The organism is Streptomyces sp. NBC_00873 (assembly GCF_045207415.1).
Taxonomy (GTDB): Bacteria; Actinomycetota; Actinomycetes; order Streptomycetales; family Streptomycetaceae; genus Streptomyces.
On record NZ_CP108803.1, the window covers coordinates 6,366,085 to 6,386,298 of the forward strand.

At 70.6% G+C, this 20,214-nt stretch carries 22 protein-coding genes and 1 pseudogene; 10 read left to right on the forward strand and 13 right to left on the reverse strand.

What is annotated here, in order from left to right; translation table 11 throughout:
* Positions 1-48: 48 nt before the first annotated feature.
* Positions 49-188: pseudogene (locus OH809_RS29350) on the reverse strand (MarR family transcriptional regulator); the annotation flags it as partial.
* Between the two features lie 129 nt (positions 189-317).
* On the opposite strand from OH809_RS29350, the gene OH809_RS29355 reads away from it, so the two are divergent.
* From OH809_RS29355 to OH809_RS29370, 4 genes are all read left to right on the forward strand, one after another.
* Positions 318-1,337 carry an NADP-dependent oxidoreductase gene (locus OH809_RS29355; protein WP_406515851.1) on the forward strand — a complete coding sequence of 340 codons (1,020 nt, stop codon included), beginning with the start codon at positions 318-320 and terminating at the stop codon, positions 1,335-1,337.
* 88 nt (positions 1,338-1,425) lie between these two features.
* Complete coding sequence (locus tag OH809_RS29360; protein WP_406515852.1) at positions 1,426-1,854, forward strand: organic hydroperoxide resistance protein; 429 nt, start codon at positions 1,426-1,428, stop codon at positions 1,852-1,854.
* A gap of 82 nt (positions 1,855-1,936) precedes the next feature.
* A complete protein-coding gene (locus OH809_RS29365) occupies positions 1,937-2,737 on the forward strand; it encodes an EI24 domain-containing protein (protein ID WP_406516294.1) in 801 nt (266 codons plus the stop codon).
* 14 nt (positions 2,738-2,751) lie between these two features.
* On the forward strand, positions 2,752-3,360 hold the full coding sequence (locus OH809_RS29370) for a LysE family translocator (protein WP_406419177.1): 609 nt from the start codon (positions 2,752-2,754) through the stop codon (positions 3,358-3,360).
* Positions 3,361-3,374: 14 nt separating this feature from the next.
* Here the strand turns inward: OH809_RS29370 and OH809_RS29375 are convergent, their stop codons facing one another.
* Positions 3,375-5,291, reverse strand: a complete 1,917-nt coding sequence (locus OH809_RS29375; RefSeq protein WP_406515853.1) for a flavin monoamine oxidase family protein — start codon at positions 5,289-5,291, stop codon at positions 3,375-3,377.
* Between the two features lie 72 nt (positions 5,292-5,363).
* Between OH809_RS29375 and OH809_RS29380 the strand changes: the two genes are divergently transcribed.
* Positions 5,364-5,678, forward strand: coding sequence for a fibronectin type III-like domain-contianing protein (locus tag OH809_RS29380; RefSeq protein WP_406515854.1), 315 nt, complete (start codon positions 5,364-5,366; stop codon positions 5,676-5,678).
* A 67-nt stretch (positions 5,679-5,745) separates the two neighbouring features.
* Here the strand turns inward: OH809_RS29380 and OH809_RS29385 are convergent, their stop codons facing one another.
* Together OH809_RS29385 and OH809_RS29390 are read right to left on the reverse strand one after the other, a co-directional pair.
* Positions 5,746-6,747, reverse strand: coding sequence for an aldose epimerase family protein (locus tag OH809_RS29385; RefSeq protein WP_406419171.1), 1,002 nt, complete (start codon positions 6,745-6,747; stop codon positions 5,746-5,748).
* A 30-nt stretch (positions 6,748-6,777) separates the two neighbouring features.
* Entirely contained in the window at positions 6,778-7,695 is a 918-nt protein-coding gene (locus tag OH809_RS29390) for an SGNH/GDSL hydrolase family protein (protein ID WP_406419169.1), read from the reverse strand.
* Between the two features lie 350 nt (positions 7,696-8,045).
* Between OH809_RS29390 and OH809_RS29395 the strand changes: the two genes are divergently transcribed.
* Positions 8,046-8,540 (forward strand): DUF3145 domain-containing protein, encoded by a 495-nt coding sequence (locus OH809_RS29395; protein ID WP_406515855.1) that lies wholly within the window; start codon positions 8,046-8,048, stop codon positions 8,538-8,540.
* A 213-nt stretch (positions 8,541-8,753) separates the two neighbouring features.
* Here the strand turns inward: OH809_RS29395 and fabF are convergent, their stop codons facing one another.
* From fabF to OH809_RS29420, 5 genes are all read right to left on the reverse strand, one after another.
* Positions 8,754-10,016 carry a beta-ketoacyl-ACP synthase II gene (fabF, locus tag OH809_RS29400; protein ID WP_406419167.1) on the reverse strand — a complete coding sequence of 421 codons (1,263 nt, stop codon included), beginning with the start codon at positions 10,014-10,016 and terminating at the stop codon, positions 8,754-8,756.
* Positions 10,017-10,093: 77 nt separating this feature from the next.
* Positions 10,094-10,342 carry an acyl carrier protein gene (locus tag OH809_RS29405; protein ID WP_406419165.1) on the reverse strand — a complete coding sequence of 83 codons (249 nt, stop codon included), beginning with the start codon at positions 10,340-10,342 and terminating at the stop codon, positions 10,094-10,096.
* 63 nt (positions 10,343-10,405) lie between these two features.
* On the reverse strand, positions 10,406-11,407 hold the full coding sequence (locus OH809_RS29410) for a ketoacyl-ACP synthase III (RefSeq protein WP_406419164.1): 1,002 nt from the start codon (positions 11,405-11,407) through the stop codon (positions 10,406-10,408).
* 13 nt (positions 11,408-11,420) lie between these two features.
* Complete coding sequence (locus OH809_RS29415) at positions 11,421-12,335, reverse strand: ACP S-malonyltransferase (RefSeq protein WP_406515856.1); 915 nt, start codon at positions 12,333-12,335, stop codon at positions 11,421-11,423.
* 89 nt (positions 12,336-12,424) lie between these two features.
* A complete protein-coding gene (locus tag OH809_RS29420) occupies positions 12,425-13,624 on the reverse strand; it encodes a PucR family transcriptional regulator (RefSeq protein ID WP_406419160.1) in 1,200 nt (399 codons plus the stop codon).
* Positions 13,625-13,752: 128 nt separating this feature from the next.
* Between OH809_RS29420 and OH809_RS29425 the strand changes: the two genes are divergently transcribed.
* Entirely contained in the window at positions 13,753-14,409 is a 657-nt protein-coding gene (locus OH809_RS29425; RefSeq protein WP_406419159.1) for a pirin family protein, read from the forward strand.
* 51 nt (positions 14,410-14,460) lie between these two features.
* Here OH809_RS29425 and OH809_RS29430 read toward each other — a convergent pair whose 3' ends face one another.
* From OH809_RS29430 to OH809_RS29440, 3 genes are read right to left on the reverse strand one after another with little or no spacing between them, the layout of a single operon-like run.
* On the reverse strand, positions 14,461-15,051 hold the full coding sequence (locus OH809_RS29430) for a GNAT family N-acetyltransferase (RefSeq protein ID WP_406419157.1): 591 nt from the start codon (positions 15,049-15,051) through the stop codon (positions 14,461-14,463).
* 23 nt (positions 15,052-15,074) lie between these two features.
* Positions 15,075-15,314, reverse strand: coding sequence for a DUF397 domain-containing protein (locus OH809_RS29435; RefSeq protein ID WP_406419156.1), 240 nt, complete (start codon positions 15,312-15,314; stop codon positions 15,075-15,077).
* Positions 15,315-15,318: 4 nt separating this feature from the next.
* Positions 15,319-16,404 carry a DUF5937 family protein gene (locus OH809_RS29440; protein ID WP_406515857.1) on the reverse strand — a complete coding sequence of 362 codons (1,086 nt, stop codon included), beginning with the start codon at positions 16,402-16,404 and terminating at the stop codon, positions 15,319-15,321.
* Between the two features lie 100 nt (positions 16,405-16,504).
* Here OH809_RS29440 and OH809_RS29445 point away from each other — a divergent pair, with 100 nt between their 5' ends.
* Positions 16,505-17,689, forward strand: coding sequence for an MFS transporter (locus OH809_RS29445; RefSeq protein WP_406419152.1), 1,185 nt, complete (start codon positions 16,505-16,507; stop codon positions 17,687-17,689).
* Positions 17,690-17,761: 72 nt separating this feature from the next.
* On the opposite strand, the gene OH809_RS29450 is transcribed toward OH809_RS29445, so the two are convergent.
* Positions 17,762-18,583: a serine hydrolase domain-containing protein gene (locus tag OH809_RS29450; RefSeq protein ID WP_406419150.1), complete on the reverse strand. Its 822-nt coding sequence runs from the start codon at positions 18,581-18,583 to the stop codon at positions 17,762-17,764.
* Positions 18,584-18,700: 117 nt separating this feature from the next.
* On the opposite strand from OH809_RS29450, the gene OH809_RS29455 reads away from it, so the two are divergent.
* Together OH809_RS29455 and OH809_RS29460 are read left to right on the forward strand one after the other, a co-directional pair.
* Complete coding sequence (locus OH809_RS29455) at positions 18,701-19,162, forward strand: MerR family transcriptional regulator (RefSeq protein WP_406419148.1); 462 nt, start codon at positions 18,701-18,703, stop codon at positions 19,160-19,162.
* Positions 19,162-20,178, forward strand: coding sequence for an aldo/keto reductase (locus OH809_RS29460; RefSeq protein WP_406515858.1), 1,017 nt, complete (start codon positions 19,162-19,164; stop codon positions 20,176-20,178). Before OH809_RS29455 ends, OH809_RS29460 begins: the two co-directional genes overlap by 1 nt.
* Positions 20,179-20,214: the final 36 nt, after the last annotated feature.

A 20,214-nucleotide genomic window follows, 5' to 3' on the forward strand; every position in this document is an offset into this window, starting at 1 on the left:
CCTTCATCGAGCGGTTAGCCAGAATTAACCGGAGGACGCGTGAGGTCTCAGTCCAAGGACCCTGGCCTGCGCGCCGGTCAGTGAGTGCGCGGCGCTGCCTGGTCGTACTCCTCGTAGTAGCGCGCCACGACAGTGCCGATGAGCTCGACGACTTCGAGGGTCAGAGGGTCTGTTCGCGTGGTGGCCATGACACTCAGGATACCCAGTTACTTGACAATATGAAATATTCAGGAGCATGGTTGTTTCATGTCGTGAAGCTTTTCTCCATCGCGGGAACGCTTCCCCCACCCGTAAGACATCGAGGGGACCCCGAGCCCATGTCTGCAGCACTTCCCACGTCCAGCCGTGAATGGCACCTTGTCGCCCGCCCCCACGGCTGGCCGAAGGCCGAGGATTTCGCGCTGCGTGAGGCCCCGGTCACCGCTCCCGGCGAGGGTCGCATCCTCGTCCGCAACCTGTACTTCTCCGTCGACCCGTACATGAGGGGCCGGATGAACGCCGTGAAGTCGTATGTCCCGCCCTTCGAGCTGGACCACCCCATGGAGGGTGGCGCGGTCGGCGAGGTCATCGCCTCCAACGCCGAGGGGATCGCGGTCGGCGACCACGTCCTGCACGGTCTGGGCTGGCGCGAGTACGCCGACGTCCCCGCCAGGCATGCCGTGAAGGTCGACCCGGACCTGGCCCCGCTCTCCGCCTACCTCGGCGTGCTCGGCATGACCGGGCTCACCGCCTACGCCGGCCTCTTCGAGGTCGCCTCCTTCAACGAGGGTGACGCCGTCTTCGTCTCCGGCGCCGCCGGCGCGGTCGGCAGCCAGGTCGGCCAGATGGCCAAGCTCAAGGGTGCCTCGCGGGTCATCGGCTCGGCCGGATCCGACGACAAGGTCAAGCTCCTCCTCGAGGAGTACGGCTTCGACGCGGCGTTCAACTACAAGAAGGGCCCGGTCGCCGAGCAGCTGCGCGAGGCCGCCCCCGACGGCATCGACGTCTACTTCGACAATGTCGGCGGCGAGCACCTCGAAGCGGCGCTCTCCTCGCTCAACGTGCACGGCCGCGCCACCATCTGCGGAATGATCGCCCAGTACAACGACACCGAGCCGGTCCCCGGCCCGCGCAACCTCGCCCTGGTCATCGGCAAGCGGCTGCGCCTGCAGGGCGTGCTCGTCGGCGATCACACCGCGCTCCAGCCGCAGTTCGTCCGGGAGGTCGCCGGCTGGCTGGCCTCGGGCGAGCTGAAGTACAGCGAGACCTTCGTCGAGGGCATCGAGAACGGCTTCGACGCCTTCCTCGGTCTGATGCGCGGCGAGAACACCGGAAAGATGATCGTCTCCCTCGCCTGAAAGCCGCTCACAGGCACCCGTTAGTCTCATCACAGGCCGTCGCGATCGTGGGCGCGAGTCGCGGCGCTACAGCAGAGGAACCCTCAGCATGACCATTCAGGACATAACCGTCGCGTACACCGCTGTCGCGACCGCGGAGAACGGCCGTGACGGCCGCGTCTTCTCCGACGACGGCCGGCTCGACGTCGTCGTCAACCCGCCGAAGGCGCTGGGCGGCAGCGGCGCGGGCACCAACCCGGAGCAGCTCTTCGCGGCCGGCTACAGCGCCTGCTTCCAGGGTGCTCTCGGCGTCGTGGCGCGACAGGAGAAGGCTGACATCTCCGGCTCCACCGTGACCGCCGCCGTCTCCATCGGCAAGACCGCCGACGGCGGCTTCGGCCTGGAGGTCGCGATCTCCGCGACCATCCCGAACGTCGATACCGCCACCGCGCAGTCGCTCATCGAGAAGGCTCACCAGGTGTGCCCGTACTCGAACGCCACGCGCGGCAACATCAAGGTCGAGCTGTCGGTCGTCTGATCGCCCGTATGGCTTGTACATGACCGAGGGCCGCACCCCCGCCAGGGTGTGGCCCGTCCGCCGCCGCCAGTACGCTGACGCCATGCGTGATCTAGGGGCGGGTTTCAGCTATTTGATCAAGGGTCAGCGCTGGGTGGCCCGGCACGGACGATGGTTCGGCTTCGGCCTGATCCCCGGCCTCATCACACTAGTCGTGTACGCGGGAGCGCTCATCGGTCTCGGCTACGGCGCCGACGACCTCGTCGCCTGGGCGACCCCGTTCGCCGACGACTGGTCCAGCCCCTGGCTCGGTCTTCTCCGCACGACGCTCACCGTGCTGGTCTTCGCCCTCGGCCTCTTCCTCGCCGTGATCACCTTTACCGCCGTGACCCTGCTGGTCGGCCAGCCGTTCTACGAGTCGCTCTCCGAGGAGGTCGACCGCACGGAGGGCGGCGAAGTCCCCGAGTCAGGGCTGCCGCTCTGGCGCGAGCTGTGGATCTCCGCCCGTGACAGCATCCGCATCCTGGTACGCGTCACGCTCTACGCCGTCCTGCTCTTCGCCCTCGGGTTCATCCCGGTCGTCGGCCAGACCGTGGTCCCCGTCATCGGCTTCTGCGTCACCGGCTACTTCCTCGCCGAGGAACTCACCGCCGTCGCGCTCCAGCGCCGCGGCATGGTCCTTGCCGACCGGCTCGTCCTGCTGCGCGGCCGCCGCATGCTGATCCTCGGCTTCGGCGTACCGCTGGGGCTCGCCTTCCTGGTCCCGTTCGTCGCCGTGTTCCTGATGCCGGGCGCCGTCGCCGGGGCCACCCTGCTCGCCCGGGACCTGGTGGCGCCGCCCGCCGACGACGGGGACGGGGACGAGGACCAGTCCCCGTCCCCGTACAGCGTCAACACGGACTGAGGAGGCCCGAGCCCATGACCGAGATCATCGCCGTCGCCGTCATCACCGTCCTCGCCGTCATCAGCCCGGGCGCCGACTTCGCGATGGTCGTGCGCAACAGCTGTCTCTACGGCCGGACGACCGGGCTCCTCGCCGCCGCCGGTGTCGCCGCGGGTGTCCTGGTCCATGTCACGTACACCATGCTCGGCGTCGGGCTGCTGATCGCGTCCTCGACCGTCCTGTTCACCGCGATCAAGCTGGCGGGTGCGGCGTATCTCGTCTACATCGGGGTACGGACCTTCTTCGCCCGCAACGACCTCGCCGTCGACCTGGAGTCGAAGCCGGGACTGAGCCGTCTCGGGGCCCTGCGCACCGGCTTCCTCACCAATGCGCTGAACCCCAAGACCACCCTCTTCGTCGTGTCGACGTTCACCCAGGTCGTCGGACCCGACACCGGCCTGTGGCGGCAGGCCGGCTACGGGCTCTTCATGTCCCTCGCCCATCTCGGCTGGTTCGGACTGGTCGCACTGTTCTTCTCACACGCCCACCTGCGCACCGCGATGCTGCGGTGGCAGAAGGTCCTCAACCGGGGCATCGGATCGGTGCTCGTCGGACTGGGCGTCACGCTGGGCCTCGCCCGCTGAGTCCGTGACGGACGTCAGCTCGTGTGCACGTCCAGCGCCGTGCGGACCGCCGACTCCAACGCCCCTTCGATCCAGGCCGGCTTGACCGAGGTGTGGCAGCCCGCGAAGTGCAGCGGCCCCTCGACCGAGCGCACATCGGCGAACAGTTCGGTGTGCTGGCCGGGCAGCAGCACCGACGCCTCGCCGTACGCGTACGGGTCGCGCATCCACGACTGGGTGGCGCCGACCCCCGTGTAGAAGACCTCGATGCGCTGCCCGTACACGTCCTGCACGCCGCCCAGGGCGTGCGGGTAGCGCTCGTCGTCGTCCAGGGAGTCCCACTTCAGGGCGTCGTCGGCCCAGCTGTACGAGGCGAGGAGAACACCTCCCTTGCTTCCGACGACCGGGTGGGAGGGCTGGAACATGAAGCGGTTGGCGTTGTCGGTGACGGATCCGCCGCCGATGACATGCGCCGCCTCGGGCTGGTCGCGGGCGGTCGCGCGGTACGCCGCATAGTGCACGCGCTGGTTGGGCGGAAGATGTCCGGGCGGTACGGAGGGGTGCGCGCCGAGCAGCGAACCGTCGGCCGGCGCCTTGCCGAGCCGGTACGCGTCGTACAGACCGGGCCGGATCCGCTCCAGCTCGGCCTTCCAGTCCTTCTCCTCGAACTCCCACCAGCGGAGGCTGAATTCGAGCAGCACCTTGGTGGCCGCGTCGTAGTGGATCTCGCTGATCGCGCGCCGCTTGCCGTACGAGAGCGCGGGCGTGACCGGGATGTGGCGCAGCCCGGAGAACGGCACGGTGACGATCGCCCGGTCGCCGGTGAACGTCTCCCGCACGACCTTGCCGTTACGGCCCTCGGACACCGTCTCGACCCGGACGCTGTCGGCTTCGTAGCTGATCCTGGCGGCCCGGCGGTCCAGCCGCACCAGGTCCTTGACCCGTGCGTACATGGCGTCGGCCAGGGTCGCCGTGCCGTCGGGCAGCTCGTAGAACGCGGTGTCCGGGCTGATCAGGGAGGCTCCGATGAAGCTGTGCACAAAGGCGAGATGGAGTCGCGAGGTGAGGTTCTCGACCGTGCCGATGAGGTCGATGGTGCGCTCGTCGAGCTTGGCCGCCTCGGTCAGGAAGCGGAACATCGACCAGTGTCCGTACCGCTGGATGACCCGTGCCCAGCCCTCGACGAGCTCCCGGCCCTCCTTGCCCTCGAACTCCTTGCGTACGGGCGCGAAGGCCTCCCGCACGATGGTCGCGGCGGTCTTGTTCTCGAACTCCGCGGGGACCCCGAAGGAGCGGTTGAGCGCCTGCGGCTTCTTCGCGTAGTCCGCCTTGCGGACCCGGATGCCGTTGACGTGGATCCAGGTGTGGTTGACGGGCTCTCCCGCGCCGTCGACATCGACGAGGTAGAAGCGGCGGCGCTTCAGGCCGAAGCTGTCCATGAGCCCGGTGACGAGCGGGTGGCTGTCGGGAATCCGCATCGCCCCGGCCTCGGCGTACTGCTTCGAGTCGGCGAACGGCGCCTTCGCCTTCTCGTGGCCGCCCTTGCGGAAGGTCTTGATCCGGCCACCGACCCGGTTGCCGTTGGCCTCGATCACGGTGACGGTGTGCCCGGCGCTGCTGAGCAGATGGGCGGCGGTCAGTCCGGCCGGACCCGCACCGATGATCAGCACCTTCTTGGGGGGCTTGCGGCTGCGCGGCAGGCCCTTGGAGAGCAGGACGTCGCGGTAGTGCGGCACCAGCGGCTCGTCCTGCTCGTCGCGTACGAGGATGGCGCGGGCGATGGCCAGGCAGGCATTCCAGTCGGAGCCGGGGGCCGCCTCGGGGGAGTCGGGCGTGGCCGCGTTCGCCGAGGTCACGGCGGTCGTGGCGAGGGCGGCGCCGGCGGCGGCGCCCGCGATCATGGTGCGCCGCGAGGGCAGGGCGGAGGTCGCTTCGGCTGGCTCGGTAGTCATGCGGACACCCTGGGGGGCGCGGAACGGAGCGCGTTGCCCGGACGCGCGTAGACCGCTCGGAATCACTCGCAGGTGCCGCGTATCGATCTTGTCGTATCGGTGTTGTGTCGCACGGGCACCCGCCCCGGAGCCGAGACGGTCCAGATCTGCCTGGCGCCGACGGCCGACACCGCCGAACGCCCGGCCCGCCGGCTGGCCGGCTTCGCCCGCGTCGAAGCGGCCCCGGGCGAGAGCGCCGAGGCCGTGATCGAACGGGACCGGCGCGCGCACGAGATCTGGGACGAGACGGCGTACGACTGGACCCTCGTGCCCGGCACGTACGAGGTGCAGGCGGCGCGCTCGCTCGGCGACGTACGCCTGACGGCGGCCACGGAGGTCAAGGAGTAGCGGCAGCCCCTCGTACCGGAGAGCCCGGAGCGGCACCTGACCCCGCTCCGGGGCTCTCCTCATCCGGTCAGCGCACCGAGAACCCGTACACGGTCGTCGACACGTACTCCTCGCGCGGCCGCAGCACCGTGCTCGGGAACTCGGGCCGGTTCGGCGAGTCCGGGAAGTGCTGCGTCTCCAGCGCGATCCCGTCGCAGGGCCGGTACGGCCGCCCGTCGAGGTGGTCGGCGGTGTACAGCTGCATCCCGGGCTCGGTCGTGGTGATGGTCAGGACGCGCCCCGAGCCGGGGTCGCACAGCTCGGCCACCGGACCGTCCACCGCCTCGTCCAGCACGAAGTTGTGGTCGTACCCCGTGCCGACCGTCCGCGTCTCACGGAAGTCGCACCGGGTGCCCTCCACCGGCAGCAGCTCGCCCGTGGGAATCGACTCGCCGTCCACCGGGGTGATCCGCCCGGCCGCGATCCGCAGGGTGTGCCCGGCCGCACTGCCGCTGTCGGCGCCGGCCAGATTCCAGTACGTGTGATTGGTCAGGTTCACCACGGTCGGTGCGTCCGTCGTCGCCCGGTACGCGATGCGCAGCGCCCCGTCCTCGTCCAGGGTGTACGCCGCCGAGACCGCCAGCCGCCCCGGGAAGCCCTCCTCGCCGTCCTCCGCGACCAGCGACAGCTCCACACCGCCCAAAACCTCCCGTGCCTCCCACACGCGCTTGTCGAAGCCGCGGGCCCCGCCGTGCACATGGTTGCGCCCCTCGTTCCGGGTCACGTGGTGGGTCTGCCCGTCGAGCACGAAGGAAGCGCCCGCGATCCGGTTCGCGTACCGTCCGACCAGCACCCCGAAGTAGGGGCCCGAGCACGTCTCGTACGCCGCGAGATCCGGCAGCCCGAGCGTCACCTCGGCCCGCACGCCGTCCCGTCCGGGTACCTCCACCGACTGCACGACGCCGCCGTACGTCAGGACGCGTACCCGCGTACCGGCCCGTTCCAGCGTCCAGCGGTGGACGGCGGTGCCGTCCGCGAGGGTGCCGAAGAGCTCCGTACGTATCGCCGTGCTGCTCAAACCCGTGTCCATGATCACGGACCCTAGACCACGTGCCGGTGGCTACGCCGGGGGCTTCCGAGCCGTGATATTGCGGTACGCGATCTCGGCGAGCCGGGCCTGGCCGCTCAGCCCCGGATGGAACCAGTCCCACTGGCTGAGCTGCCGGCCGGTGAACCGGTAGTCGAAGACCGCACCGCCGTCGTACCGGCAGCGCAGATCCTTCGCGCACACGTTCCGCAGCACCTCGTTGTACGCCACGACCCGCTCCTGCACCGAGGCGCGGCGCGCCTCGGCCCCGGCGCTCATGTCATCCGCATGGCCCAGCATCGACTTGCAGATGCCCAGCTTCCAGATCTGCTTGCCCAGGGGGTTGTCGCGCCCCGTGGACCAGAGGCGTTTGAGATCCGGCACGCTCGACACGTACACCTGCGCCTTCGGCGCCTTGCTGCGGAGCTGACGCATCGACGCCTCGAACGAGGCCCGGAAGTCCGCCACCGGCGTCATCAGTCCCGCCGAGTCCCGGCAGGCGTCGTTGGCGCCGATCATCACGGTCACCAGGTCCGGCTTCCGCTCCGCCGCGAGAGCCATCTGCTCCGGCAATTGGGCGATCCGGGCCCCGGTCTCGGCGTGGTTCCAGCTGTGCGAGGCCGCGCCCGAGGAGCCGAGCAGCCGCACGGCGAGGCTCCGTACCTCGCTGTCCGTGCCGGTCGCCCAGGAGGCCTCGGGGCAGTCGGCCAGCACGGAACAGGCGTCGAAACCACGGGTGATGGAGTCCCCGACCGCGGCCACCGACCCCGGACTGGGGTTCCAGGCGGGGGAGGGCGCGGCAGACGGGTGGTGCCGCCCGGCGGCGGACCCCTTGGTCGTCCCGCCCGGCCCGGTGTCACAGCCGGCCAGCGCGGCCACGGCGATCACCGGAAGCGCCGTCAGAACGGTGGCAGCGGTGCGCGAGCGATGGCTCGCGGAACGATTCTGCATCCCTCATGCCCTCCCGTTTATGCCCCCGGCAACCCCTCGTGGCCCCAGGCGACACGCCCGCGCGCCCTGCCGGGTGAAAGCTCTGCGAATCATGGGCCCAGGACCGACGGTACGTCACACCTCGGACGCCGCCGCACGGTAGCTTTTCCCCGTCGAACCAGTGCCGCGTTCCGCCACCCGACTCCACTTGGGTGGCTTCGTATCATCACATCACGTCACATACTGTCCTTTTCCGGAGATTCATTCCCGATGCTGTTTACTGACGACAACCTCGGGGACCGGCCGAGAAATGGCGGTACGGGCGCGAGGCCGCTGGGGAAGGCGAACCTCGTCCCACACTGGAGGTCCCGGTGACGACACGTGGAGTCCTGTACGTTCACTCCGCACCGCGCGCGCTCTGCCCACATGTCGAATGGGCGGTGGCGGGTGTCCTCGGTGTGCGGGTTCAGCTCGACTGGATCAGACAGTCGGCCTCGCCCGGCACCTGGCGGTCCGAGTTCTCCTGGAAGGGCGCCGCGGGCACCGCGTCGAAGCTGGCCTCCGCACTGCGGGGGTGGGATCTGCTGCGCTTCGAGGTGACGGCGGAGCCGTGTGCGACGGCGGAGGGCGAGCGGTACAGCTCCACGCCGGAGCTGGGCATCTTCCACGCGGTCACCGGCATGCACGGCGACATCCTGGTGCCGGAGGACCGGCTGCGGGCCGCGCTGGCGCGGTCGGTACGGGGGGAGACGGAGCTGGAGGCGGAGATCGCCAAACTTCTCGGCAAGCCGTGGGACGACGAGTTGGAGTCGTTCCGGCATGCGGGGGAGGGGGCCCCGGTGCGGTGGCTCCACCAGGTGGTGTGAGGGGCGCCTGCGGCGGGCCTGTTCCCCTACCCGCCCCCTCCCGAAACCGGGGCTCCGCCCCGGCCCCGCGCCTCAAACGCCGGCCAGGCCGGAATGCGGCGCGACAAAAATCAGTCCGGGGGCAGAGCCCCCGAAACGTCCCGCGCAGCGGACGAGGCCTGCCTCCCCACTCGGGGGAGGCAGGCCTCGGTGTACCGGGCCGCGGGCCGTGGGTCAGACGCTGCGGAACGCCAGCACCACGTTGTGCCCTCCGAACCCGAACGAGTTGTTGATCGCGGCGATCGGCCCCTCGGGCAACGGACGGGGCTCATCGCGCACGATGTCCGCCTCCACCGCCTCGTCGAGGTTCTCCACGTTGATCGTCGGCGGAGCCATCCGGTGGTGCAGCGCCAGGACCGTCGCAACGGTCTCGATGCCGCCCGCGCCACCGAGCAGGTGACCGGTCATCGACTTCGTCGCGGAGATCGCGACATGGTCGAGGTCGTCGCCCAGGACCTTGCGCAGAGCCTTCAGCTCCGCGACGTCGCCCTGCGGCGTCGACGTGGCGTGCGCGTTGAGGTGCACGACCTCCGACGGCTTGAGGTCCGTCTGGTCGAGCAGGTTCCGCATCGCGGCAGCGATCCCGCGCCCGGTCGGCTCGGGCTGGGCGATGTGGTGGGCGTCCGCGGACAGCCCCTGTCCCAGCACCTCGCAGTAGACCTTGGCGCCCCGCGCGGCAGCGTGCTCCGCGGACTCCAGGACCACGACGCCCGCGCCCTCGCCGAGCACGAAGCCGTCACGGCCCGTGTCGTACGGACGAGACGCCTTCTCGGGCTCGTCGTTGTTCTTGGACATCGCCATCATGTTGGCGAACGCCGCGATCGGCAGCGGGTGGATGGCCGCCTCGGTGCCACCGGCGAGCACGACATCGGCGCGGCCGGTGCGGATCATCTCGACGGCGTACCCGATGGCCTCGGCGCCCGACGCACAGGCGGAGACCGGGGTGTGGACACCGGCCTGTGCGTTGACCTCGAGGCCGACGTTGGCCGCCGGGCCGTTCGGCATGAGCATGGGCACGGTGTGCGGGGAGACGCGGCGTACGCCCTTCTCCTTCAGCACGTCGTACTGGTCGAGGAGCGTGATCACACCACCGATACCGGAGGCGATGACCGTGCCGAGCCGGTCGGGCTGGATCTTCTCGTCCTCACCGGCCTTGCCGGTGAAGCCGGCGTCCGCCCACGCCTCGCGGGCCGCGATCAGCGCGAACTGCGCCGAGCGGTCCAGTCTGCGGGCGAGCGGGCGGGGCAGTACGTCGCCCGGGTCGACGGCCGCGAGGGCAGCGATCCGGACGGGCAGTTCGGCGAAACGCTCGTCCTCGAGAGGCTTGACGCCGGAACGACCGGCCATCAGACCTTCCCAGGTCGACGCGGAGTCGCCACCCAGCGGAGTGGTTGCGCCGATACCGGTGACGACCACGGTGCGATTGGTCGAGTTCACTGGAAAATCTTCTCCACGTGTAGAGGTTCGTGAATCAGCGGCGCCACCGCCGGGTGGCGACACACGAGCCGGCTGGATCAGGCCTGGTGCTTCAGGATGTAGTCGGCAGCGTCGCCGACCGTCTTGAGGTTCTTGACGTCCTCGTCCGGGATCTTGACGTCGAAGCGCTCTTCGGCGGCGACGACGACCTCGACCATGGACAGCGAGTCGACGTCCAGGTCGTCGGTGAAGGACTTGTCCAGCTGGACGTCCTCGACCGGGATACCGGCGATCTCGTTGACGATCTCGGCGAGACCGCTGACGATCTCTTCCTGGATGGCGGCCATGTTGGCGCTCCTTCGATGTGTTTCTGCAGGGTACGGACGTCCGGACCGGAAGGTCCGGTGTGCCTAGGGGAGAGTAACGACCGTCGCGGCGTAGACGAGACCCGCCCCGAAGCCGATGACGAGCGCGGTGTCGCCGCTCTTCGCCTGACCGGTCGCCAGAAGCCGCTCCATAGCGAGCGGAATCGAGGCGGCGGAGGTGTTGCCGGTGGTCTCCACGTCACGGGCGACCGTGACGTGCTCCGGCAGCTTCAGGGTCTTCACCATCGAGTCGATGATCCGCATGTTGGCCTGGTGCGGGATGAAGACGTCCAGGTCTTCCGGGGTGATCCCGGCCGCGTCCAGAGCCTGCTGGGCGACCTTCGCCATCTCGAAGACGGCCCAGCGGAAGACCGCCTGACCCTCCTGCGTGATGGCCGGGAACTTCTCCGGACGGTCGGCGTGGAACTCGTCCCACGCCACGGTCTGCTTGATCGTCTCGGACTTGTCGCCCTCGGAGCCCCAGACCGTCGGGCCTATGGCAGGCACCTTGGAGGGACCGACGACGACCGCGCCGGCACCGTCGCCGAACAGGAACGCCGTCGCGCGGTCGTGCAGGTCGGTGAGGTCGCTGAGCCGTTCCACGCCGATGACAAGTACGTACTCTGCCGAACCCTCGACGATAAGGCCCTTGGCGAGGGTCAGACCGTAGCCGAACCCGGCGCAGCCGGCGGAGATGTCGAAGGCGGCCGGCTTGCCCGCACCGATCTTGTGGGCGATCTCGGTGGCGATGGCCGGGGTCTGCTTGAAGTGCGAGACGGTGGAGACGATGACGGCGCCGATCTGCTCCGGCGTGATCCCGGCATCGGCGATGGCCTTGCCCGACGCTGCCACGGACATCGCGGCCACGGTCTCCTCCTCGGAGGCCCAGTGGCGGGTGGCGATGCCGGAGCGGGAGCGGATCCACTCGTCCGACGAGTCGATCGTTTCGAGGATCACCTCGTTGGGCACGATACGGGTCGGGCGGTAGCCGCCGACACCCATGATCCGTGCGTACGTGGCGCCCTGGCTGGGCTTGATCTTCGACATGCTCTCGGGCTCCTTAGGCGTCTGCGTGCTCAGCGAGGAGCGCGCGGGCCGCGTCGAGGTCGTCGGGGGTCTTGAGCGCGAGGGTCTGCACCCCGGGCAGTGCCCGCTTGGCGAGACCGGTCAGGGTCCCACCCGGGCAGGCCTCGATGAGCGTCGTGACGCCCAGCTCCTTGAACGTCTCCATGCACAGGTCCCAGCGGACCGGGCTGGCGACCTGGCCGACCAGCCGCGAGACGACCTCGGCGCCGGTGGCGACCGGCTTTCCGTCAGCGTTCGAGACGTACGTCACAGTCGGCTCGGAGACCGTCAGCGCCGCGGCGGCCTCGCGGAGCCGGTCGACCGCGGGAGCCATGTGGTGCGTGTGGAAGGCACCGGCGACCTTGAGGGGCACCACGCGGCGCACGCCCTCGGGCATGTCCTTGGTCAGCGCGGCGATCTGCGCGGCGGTGCCGGCGGCGACGATCTGGCCGCCCCCGTTGACGTTCGCCGGGGTCAGCCCGAGCATCTCCAGGTGCGGGACCGTCACGTCGGGGTCGCCGCCGAGCAGCGCGGCCATGCCGGTTTCGGTGACCGCTGCGGCGTCCGCCATGGCGAGCCCGCGGGTGCGTACGAGACGGAGCGCGGCCTCCTCGTCGAGGACACCGGCGAGCGCCGCCGCGGTGATCTCGCCAACGCTGTGACCTGCGACGACATCGGGCGACGCGGCCAGTGCGGCGGCGGACAGCAGGCCCGCGGCGACCAGTAGCGGCTGAGCCACCGCGGTGTCGCGGATCTCGTCCGCGTCGGCCTTCGTGCCGTAGTGGACGAGGTCGAGCCCGATGGCGTCGGACCAGGCCGCGACGCGGTCGGTGGCACCGGGGAGGTCGAGCCAGGGAGTCAGGAAGCCGGGCGTCTGAGCGCCTTGGCCGGGAGCGACGAGTACGAGCACCCTCACACTCTCTCTTGCGAACGGTCCTGAACACCCGTGGGGACAGGGACGAAGAACCGTAGGGGGAATTGTTGATGTCCGACAAAAGTCTAGGACCGGGTGTACCTGTCGGCCAGACGCCCCAGAATCAGGGCGATTCGCAACGTGAACGCCGAGCGGACATCGGAGGGTGACCACCCGGTGACGTCTGTCACACGTCGAAGCCGGTAGCGCACGGTGTTGGGGTGCACGAACAGCATCCGGGCAGCGCCCTCCAGACTGCTCGCCTGCTCCAGGTACACGCTCAGAGTCTCCAGCAGCGCCGAGCCCGCTTCCTCCAGCGGTCTGTAGATCTCCTCCACCAACTGGTCGCGCGCGGCGGGGTCGCCGGCAATGGCGCGCTCCGGCAGCAGGTCGTCCGCCAGAACCGGCCGCGGTGCGTCCTGCCAGGCACCGCACGCCTTGAGCCCGGCGGCGGCGGCCTGGGCGGACCGGGTGGCCGCCAGCAGGTCGGGCACCACGGGCCCGGCGACGACCGGGCCGGCCGCGTACGGGCCGATCAGCGCCTTCGCGACGTGCAGCGGATTGTCGCTGCCGCCCGCGATGACGACCAGACGGCTGCCGAGCACTCCGGTGAGGACCTGGAGTTTGGCGTGGCGGGCGGCGCGCCGGATCGCCTCGACGGTCAGTTCGCTGTCGCCGTCGGGGGCCGTACCGAGGATCACACACACATGCTCGGGGGAGTTCCAGCCGAGCGCGGCGGCCCGGGAGACGGCGCCCTCGTCGGCCTCCCCGGACAGCACCGCGTTCACGACGAGCGATTCCAGCCGGGCGTCCCAGGCGCCGCGCGCCTCGGCCGCCTGCGCGTACACCTGGGCGGTCGCGAAGGCGATCTCCCGTGCGTAGACGAGCAGCGCCTCGCGCAGCACCGACTCGTCGCCGGGCGCGGCGACCTCCTCGATCGCGGCCTCCATGACCTCGATCGTCGTGCGCACCATCTCGACGGTCTGGCGCAGTGTGATCGCCCGGGTCAGCTCGCGCGGAGCCGTACCGAACACATCGGTGGAGATGGCCTGCGGCGTCTCCGGGTGCCGGAACCACTCGGTGAAGGCGGCGATTCCGGCCTGGGCCACCAGGCCGATCCACGACCGGTTCTCCGGTGGCATCGCCCGGTACCAGGGCAGCGACTCGTCCATGCGGGCGATCGCGTTCGCGGCCAGCCGGCCGGAGGACTGCTCCAGCCGCTTCAGGGTCGCGGCATGCAGGTGGGCGTCATTCGCAGCAGGCTGCTCAGGATCGGATCGGGGCACGGACACAAGATTGCCTTATCGGGCCGCCGGCACGGTGGGCCGGGGCCACCGCGGGTCGTACTGCCGGGTAGCGGACGGCCGGTCGCCGGCCGGGACGCAGGGGTGCCGGGCCGGGCTACCGTGGACCTGTGATTTCCGTACAGCGCGCGGACGACCGGTATACGGGCGGGGACGAGGCCGCCGGCATTCTGTCCCGGCACGCCTTCTCCTTCGGCTCCTTCTACGACCCGGACAACCTGCGCTTCGGCGCGATCCTGGCCTGCAACGAGGAACGGCTGGCACTCGGTGCGGGCTTCGACGAACATCCGCACAGCCACACGGAGATCGTCACCTGGGTGGTCGAGGGAGAGCTGACCCACCGCGATTCGGCCGGCCATGCGACGGTCGTACGGGCCGGGGACCTCCAGCACCTCAGTGCCGCGGCCGGGGTACGCCACGTCGAACGCAATGACGGAGAAATTCCGCTGACGTTCCTTCAGATGTGGCTGGCACCGCTCGAACCGGGCGGCGAACCCTCGTACACGATCGTTCCCGGCATCGCCGATTCCACCCCGTACGCCCTCCCGGAAGCCGGTGCGATGCTGCACGTGCGCAGGCTGGGCGAGGGGGAGCGCACGGCGGTGCCGGACGCGGCGCGGGTGTACGTCCATGTGGCGGCCGGGGGCGTACGCCTCGGGGGCGAGGAGCTGGAGCCGGGCGACTCGGTGCGGATCACCGGGGAAGAGGGGCTGGAGCTGGTGGCGGCCGGGACGGCCGAGGTGCTGATCTGGGAGCTGTCGGCCTGAGCTGCTGCCCTGCCCTCGGCCTGGGGCGTCGGTCTGCGTTGTCGGCCTGAGCTACCGGTTTGCGTCCCGGCGCCACATCGACCACATCGGCGGCCCGGCCCGGAAGGTCATCTCCTCCTGCACCGCGAAGCCGTGCCGCTGGTAGAAGGTCAGATTGCGGCGGTTGCTCGACTCCAGGAACACCGGCCGCCCGTCCGCGTCCGCCTGCTCCAGCAGCCCGCCGAGCACCTGCGACCCGCGCCCCGTGCCGCGGGCGTCCGCGTGGGTGCCGATGTACTCGACGTACCAGTGCGCGGGGGCGGCCGGGTGGCGGTGCTCAAGGGCCAGCAACCGCATTCCGGTCTGCGGGAGTTGGGCCCGCCCCGCCCGCAGCAGCGTGCCCGCATTGCGCAGCAGGTAGCTCACCGGCAGCTTCCACTTCCCGGGCTCCGCCCACACCGCTGCCACCGTGCGGTCCGGATCGGTCCACACCCGGCCCGCCGGAACCTGCTGCGCCAGATGGGCGGTGAACAGCAGCCGCAGCCTCCGGTCCCGGTCGCGCGGCATCAGCCAGGACCAGACGGGGTCCTCGGCGTAGGCGCTGGCGAGTACGGAAGCGAGCGCCGGGACGTCGGAGGCGGCGGCGCGGACTATGTCGGCCATGGCCGGGGAGCGTAGCCCACGCGCTAACGAAGCGTGTCCACGAACGCCCGCCAGGCGTCGGCCCCGACGACCAGGACGGGGCCGTCCGGGTTCTTGCTGTCGCGGACGGGTACGGCACAGGGGAGGCCGTCGGCCACCTCGACGCAGTCGCCGCCGGTGTTTCCGCTGTAGCTGGACTTGCGCCATGCCGCGCCGCCGGTGACGGTGCACTCGACGCAGTCGCCGCCGCTTTGAGGTCCGCGTCCCGAATCCGTATCCCGCATCCGCTCAGCGCAGCACGGCCGACAGCAGGTCCGTGCCCAGTGTCGTCATCGCGGACAGGTCGAGGGTGTAGTGGACGTAGCGACCGCGCCGCCGGCCCGTGAGCAGCCCGGCGCGGCGCAGGACGGCGAGGTGGCGGGAGACCTCTGGAGGCGTCAACTGCCAGGCGTGGGCCAGCTCGCCGGTGGTGTGCGGGCCGCGGGCCAGGGTACGCAGCAGCCGCAGTCGTACCGGATGCGCGAGTGCCTCCAGCCGTAGGCTGCACGTCTCCAGCGAGACCGGTTCCGGCTGGCTCGGCTCGGCCACGGGGTACTGCACCACCGGCTGCCACCCGGGCGCGTAGACCACCACCAGGTGCGGGTGGCCGAAGACGCTGGGGATGAAGGTGACTCCGGCGTCCTGTGCGGCGGTCGCGTTGTCCTGCAGCTTGTCCACGACGATGCTGCGGCCGTCCGGCGCCAGCGCGATGGCGCCGGAGACCGACGCGAGTGCCATGCCGATGCCCTGGCGCTTCAAGAGGTCCGTCTTCAGGCGCAGGTCGGCGGCGAGCCGCGCTTCGACGCCGGTCCAGGCGGCGTCGAAGAAGGCCTCGGCGCACTGTTCCAGGGTCTGACGCACCCGCGCCCGTACGGAAGCCGGGTCCGCGAGCAGCCGTTCCGTGAACGCCTCCTGGAGTGCGCCGCGGGCCTGGGCCAGGTTCAGGACGTACTCGCGCACGACCGCGTCGGTGAGCGGGGACGGCTGGGCGAAGTGGGCCCGGTTGCTGCCGCACGTGGTGATGAGCGCGGAGGTCACGTAGGTCTCGTCGTCGATCCGGTCCACATCGTCCAGCTCTTCGGAGAGGGTCTGCCGGGGGCGTGCGGGGACCAGGAAGTCCGCGCGAGAGGACCGCCAGAGGAACTCCGCCTCCTGTAGTCGCTCCGCCAGCTCCGGCCGCAGCCCGGCCCGGACGTCCGCGGCCCAGGCCGTGAGCTGCGGATGATGCCCGGGGGCGGCCAGCACGTGCAGCATCGCGGTCAGTTCGGCCAGCGGGGAGGGGGCGAAGCGCAGCCGGTCGGGCGTCAGGCCGGTGATGTCGATGCGCAGGGTCATCCCTTCATCGTCGCCGGTTGCGCGTCCGGTGGTCATGTCGGTTGACGGGCCCCGTCAACCGACATGACCCTGTTCGGGCGCGGAACGCACGGTGGGCGTCATGCAAACGACTACCAAGATCCGGCCGCGGGCACTCGTCCGTGCCTCCGGAGGCCCCCGCTACGCCGTCGCCCTGGCCGTGGACGCGCTCGGCACCGGCCTGTTGCGGCCCTTCCTGCTGCTGTACGGAGTGACGGTGCTGGGGCTGTCCGCACCGGTCACCGGCGCCGCCATGACGGCGGGCGTGGTTACGGGCTTGGTGTGCATGCCAGCTTTGGGCCGATGGCTGGACAGGGGCGCACGGAGCACGGCCGTGGCGGCGTCGATGCTGGTGCGTGTGGTGGGCACGGCGCTCCTGCTGGCCGCGTCGGCGGGGCAGGTCTGGCTGTTCGCGACCGCGGCGCTCTTTCTCGGCATCGGCAACCAGGCCTGGCCGGCGGCCCACGCCGCCCTCGTGGCCACGGTCGCCGACGGCCGGGAACGGGATGCGGCGCTGGCGGCGAGCCGATCGCTGCGCAATGCCGGCCTGGGCGTCGGCGCGCTCCTCGCCACCGCCTGCCTTGCGGGCGGCACCTCGGCGCTTCAGACACTGGCGGCCGTCACCGGCCTCAGCTATCTCGCCGCGGCGGCCCTGGCCTGGTCGGTCCATGTGCACGCGCACCCGGCCGCGGAGCCGGCCGGGCACCGGGACGACGAGCCCGCGCCCCGGATGGGGACACTGCTGGCCGCCAACGTGATCTACGTCTTCTGCCTCAACGTCCCCGAAATCGCGCTCCCGCTGGTCCTGGTGACACAGCTGCACGCGTCCCCGATGTGGTCGGCGGGCATCTTTGTGGCCAACACGGTGCTGGTGGTCACCCTTCAGGTGCCGGTCACCGTCCTTATGTCCCGCTTCTCCCGGCGGACCGTGCTCGCCCTCGCCGGCGTGGTGCTCACCCTGTCGTATCTCGGCTTCCTCGCCGCCGTCCCGCTGGGCCACGGCTGGGCCGCTCCTGCCGTCGCCGCAGTGTCCGTGCTCTGCACCCTCGGCGAGATCATCTACGCCGGCAGCGCGACGGCGCTGGTCACCGCCATGGCCCCGGCCCGCCTCCTGGGGCGCGCCCTTGCTCGCTTCCAGCTCTCCACAGGCTTCGGTCTCGCCGTTTCTCCAGCGGTCATCACCGCACTCGCCCCCCACGGCCCCGCCGCCCTCTGGGGCAGTCTCGCCGCCGCGACGCTTCTGTCAGCCGCTGCCGTCGCCCACTGAGCCGCACGTTGTTCCCCGGGTGGCTCAAGGCATGCCGGGCGGCGCGGTCGGTCGGCTCGATGCCGGCGCCCCTCATCGGCCGGGAGTGAGCTCCTTCAGTACCGCATCGGTGAACGCCGGCCACACCTCGACCGCCCACGGTCCGAAGGCCCGGTCGGTGAGCGCGACGCAGGCCGCCCCCGCCACCGGGTCGATCCACAGGAAGGTTCCGGACTGCCCGAAGTGTCCGAAGGTCGCGGGTGACGAGGAACTGCCCGTCCAGTGCGGCGACTTGTGGTCCCGGATCTCGAAGCCGAGCCCCCAGTCGTTGGGGTTCTGGTGGCCGTAGCCCGGCAGCACACCCTTCAGGCCGGGGTGTACGACGGTCTGCGCGGCCAGCACCGTACGCGGGTCGAGTAGCCGCGGCGCCTGCACCTCCGCCGCGAACCGCACCAGGTCGTCGACGGTCGAGACACCGTCCTTGGCGGGCGAGCCGTCCACCGCCGTCGCCGTCATGCCCAGTGGCTCCAGCACCGCCTGGCGCACGTACTCCGGGAACGGGATGTCGGTGGCCTTGGCGATGTGGTCGCCGAGGGCCTCGAAGCCCGCGTTGGAGTAGAGCCGCCGGGTGCCGGGTGCGGCCGTCACCCGGTGCTCGTCGAAGGCGAGCCCGCTGGTGTGCGCGAGCAGATGCCGGACCGTGGAACCCTCGGGCCCGGCCGGCTCGTCGAGCTCGACCGCGCCCTCCTCGTACGCGACCAGCGCCGCGTAGGCCGCGAGCGGCTTGGTGACGGATGCGAGCGGGAAGAGGTGCACGGTCGGGCCGTGCGTACCGACGACGGTGCCGTCTGCTCGTACGACGGCCGCAGCCGCGGTGGGGACGGGCCAGTTGTCGATCATCGCCAGGCTCTGCATGCGTACGAGCCTAAAGGGCCGTCCTGCACGGCTCGGAGGGGGTGGCCAGGCCGCCGTCGAAACCCGTCACCGTTTGCGCTTGCTTCGAGTGCACTCCAAGGTTCTAGCGTGGAGGTCATGACGGTGATGGAGAGCACTTCCGCAAGGACGGACGTATGCGCGGCGGCGCCCAGGGCGCATCCGCGCCCCGAGGGCCAGGACCGCTACACCATCAGTGAGGTCGCCGCCTTCACCGGGCTCACCGCGCACACCCTGCGCTGGTACGAGCGGATCGGGCTGATGCCGCACGTCGACCGGTCGCACACCGGCCAGCGCCGCTTCACCAACCGCGACCTGGACTGGCTGGCCTTCGTCGGCAAGCTGCGGCTGACCGGGATGCCGGTCGCCGACATGGTGCGGTACGCGGAGTTGCTGCGCGAGGGCGAGCACACCTTCGAGGAACGGCAGGAGCTGCTGGAGGCGACCCGCCGCGATGTCAAGACGCGGATCGCGGAGCTCCAGGACACCCTCGCCGTGCTCGACCACAAGATCGACTTCTATGCGGGCGCCCGGCGGGCGCCGGAGAGGCCCAGTGCCTGATGACTGACGACAAGATCACCACCGTGGAGCTCGGCAACGGCGGCCCGCAGGTCGGCGTGCAGGGACTCGGCTGCATGGGCATGAGCGAGTTCTACGGGGACACCGACGAGGGAGCGGCGCGCGAGACACTGGAGACGGCGCTGGCGGCGGGCGTCACCCTCTTCGACACCGCCGATGTCTACGGGAGCGGCGCCAACGAGAGGTTTCTCGCCCCGTTCGTCGGAGCGCACCGCGACGAGATCACCCTCGCCACGAAGTTCGCCATCGAGCGCAGGGACGACGACCCGCAGTACCGGGGGGTACGCAACGACCCCGCGTACATTCGGCAGGCCGTCGAGGACAGCCTGCGCCGGCTGAACACCGACGTCATTGACCTGTACTACATGCACCGCCGCGACCCCGCCGTCCCGTTGGCCGAGTCCGTCGGCGCGATGGCCGAGCTGGTGCAGCAGGGCAAGGTCAAGCAGCTCGGGCTGAGCGAGGTGACCGGCGCGGAGCTGCGCGAGGCGTACGCCGTGCACCCGATCGCAGCCCTCCAGTCGGAGTGGTCGCTCTTCAGCCGGGACGTCGAGCGCAGCGCCGCGCCCGCCGCCGTCGAGCTCGGGGTGACCGTCGTGCCGTACTCGCCACTCGGCCGGGGCTTTCTGACCGGGGCGTTCACGGACGCGGCCAAGGACCTGTCGAAGGGCGACTTCCGCCAGTACCAGCCGCGCTTCACCGGCGACAACGCGAAGGCGAACGCCAGCCTGCTGGAGCCCGTCCACAAGATCGCGGCGGCGCACGGGGCTTCGGCCGCGCAGGTGGCGCTCGCCTGGGTGCAGCAACGGGCCCAGGTGCACGGTCTGACCGTGGTGCCGATCCCGGGCACCCGCAAGAGCAGCCGGCTGCTGGAGAACGTGGCCGCCACCCGGCTCACGCTGACCGCCGAGGAGCTGGCGCTGTTGGAGCCGATCGCCGGGCAGGTGGCGGGGGACCGGTACCCTGACATGAGCTCGACGTCCGCCGCGCGCGAGTAGTCGTTTCCGGCCCGGGTACAGGGCCGGGGCGCCCGG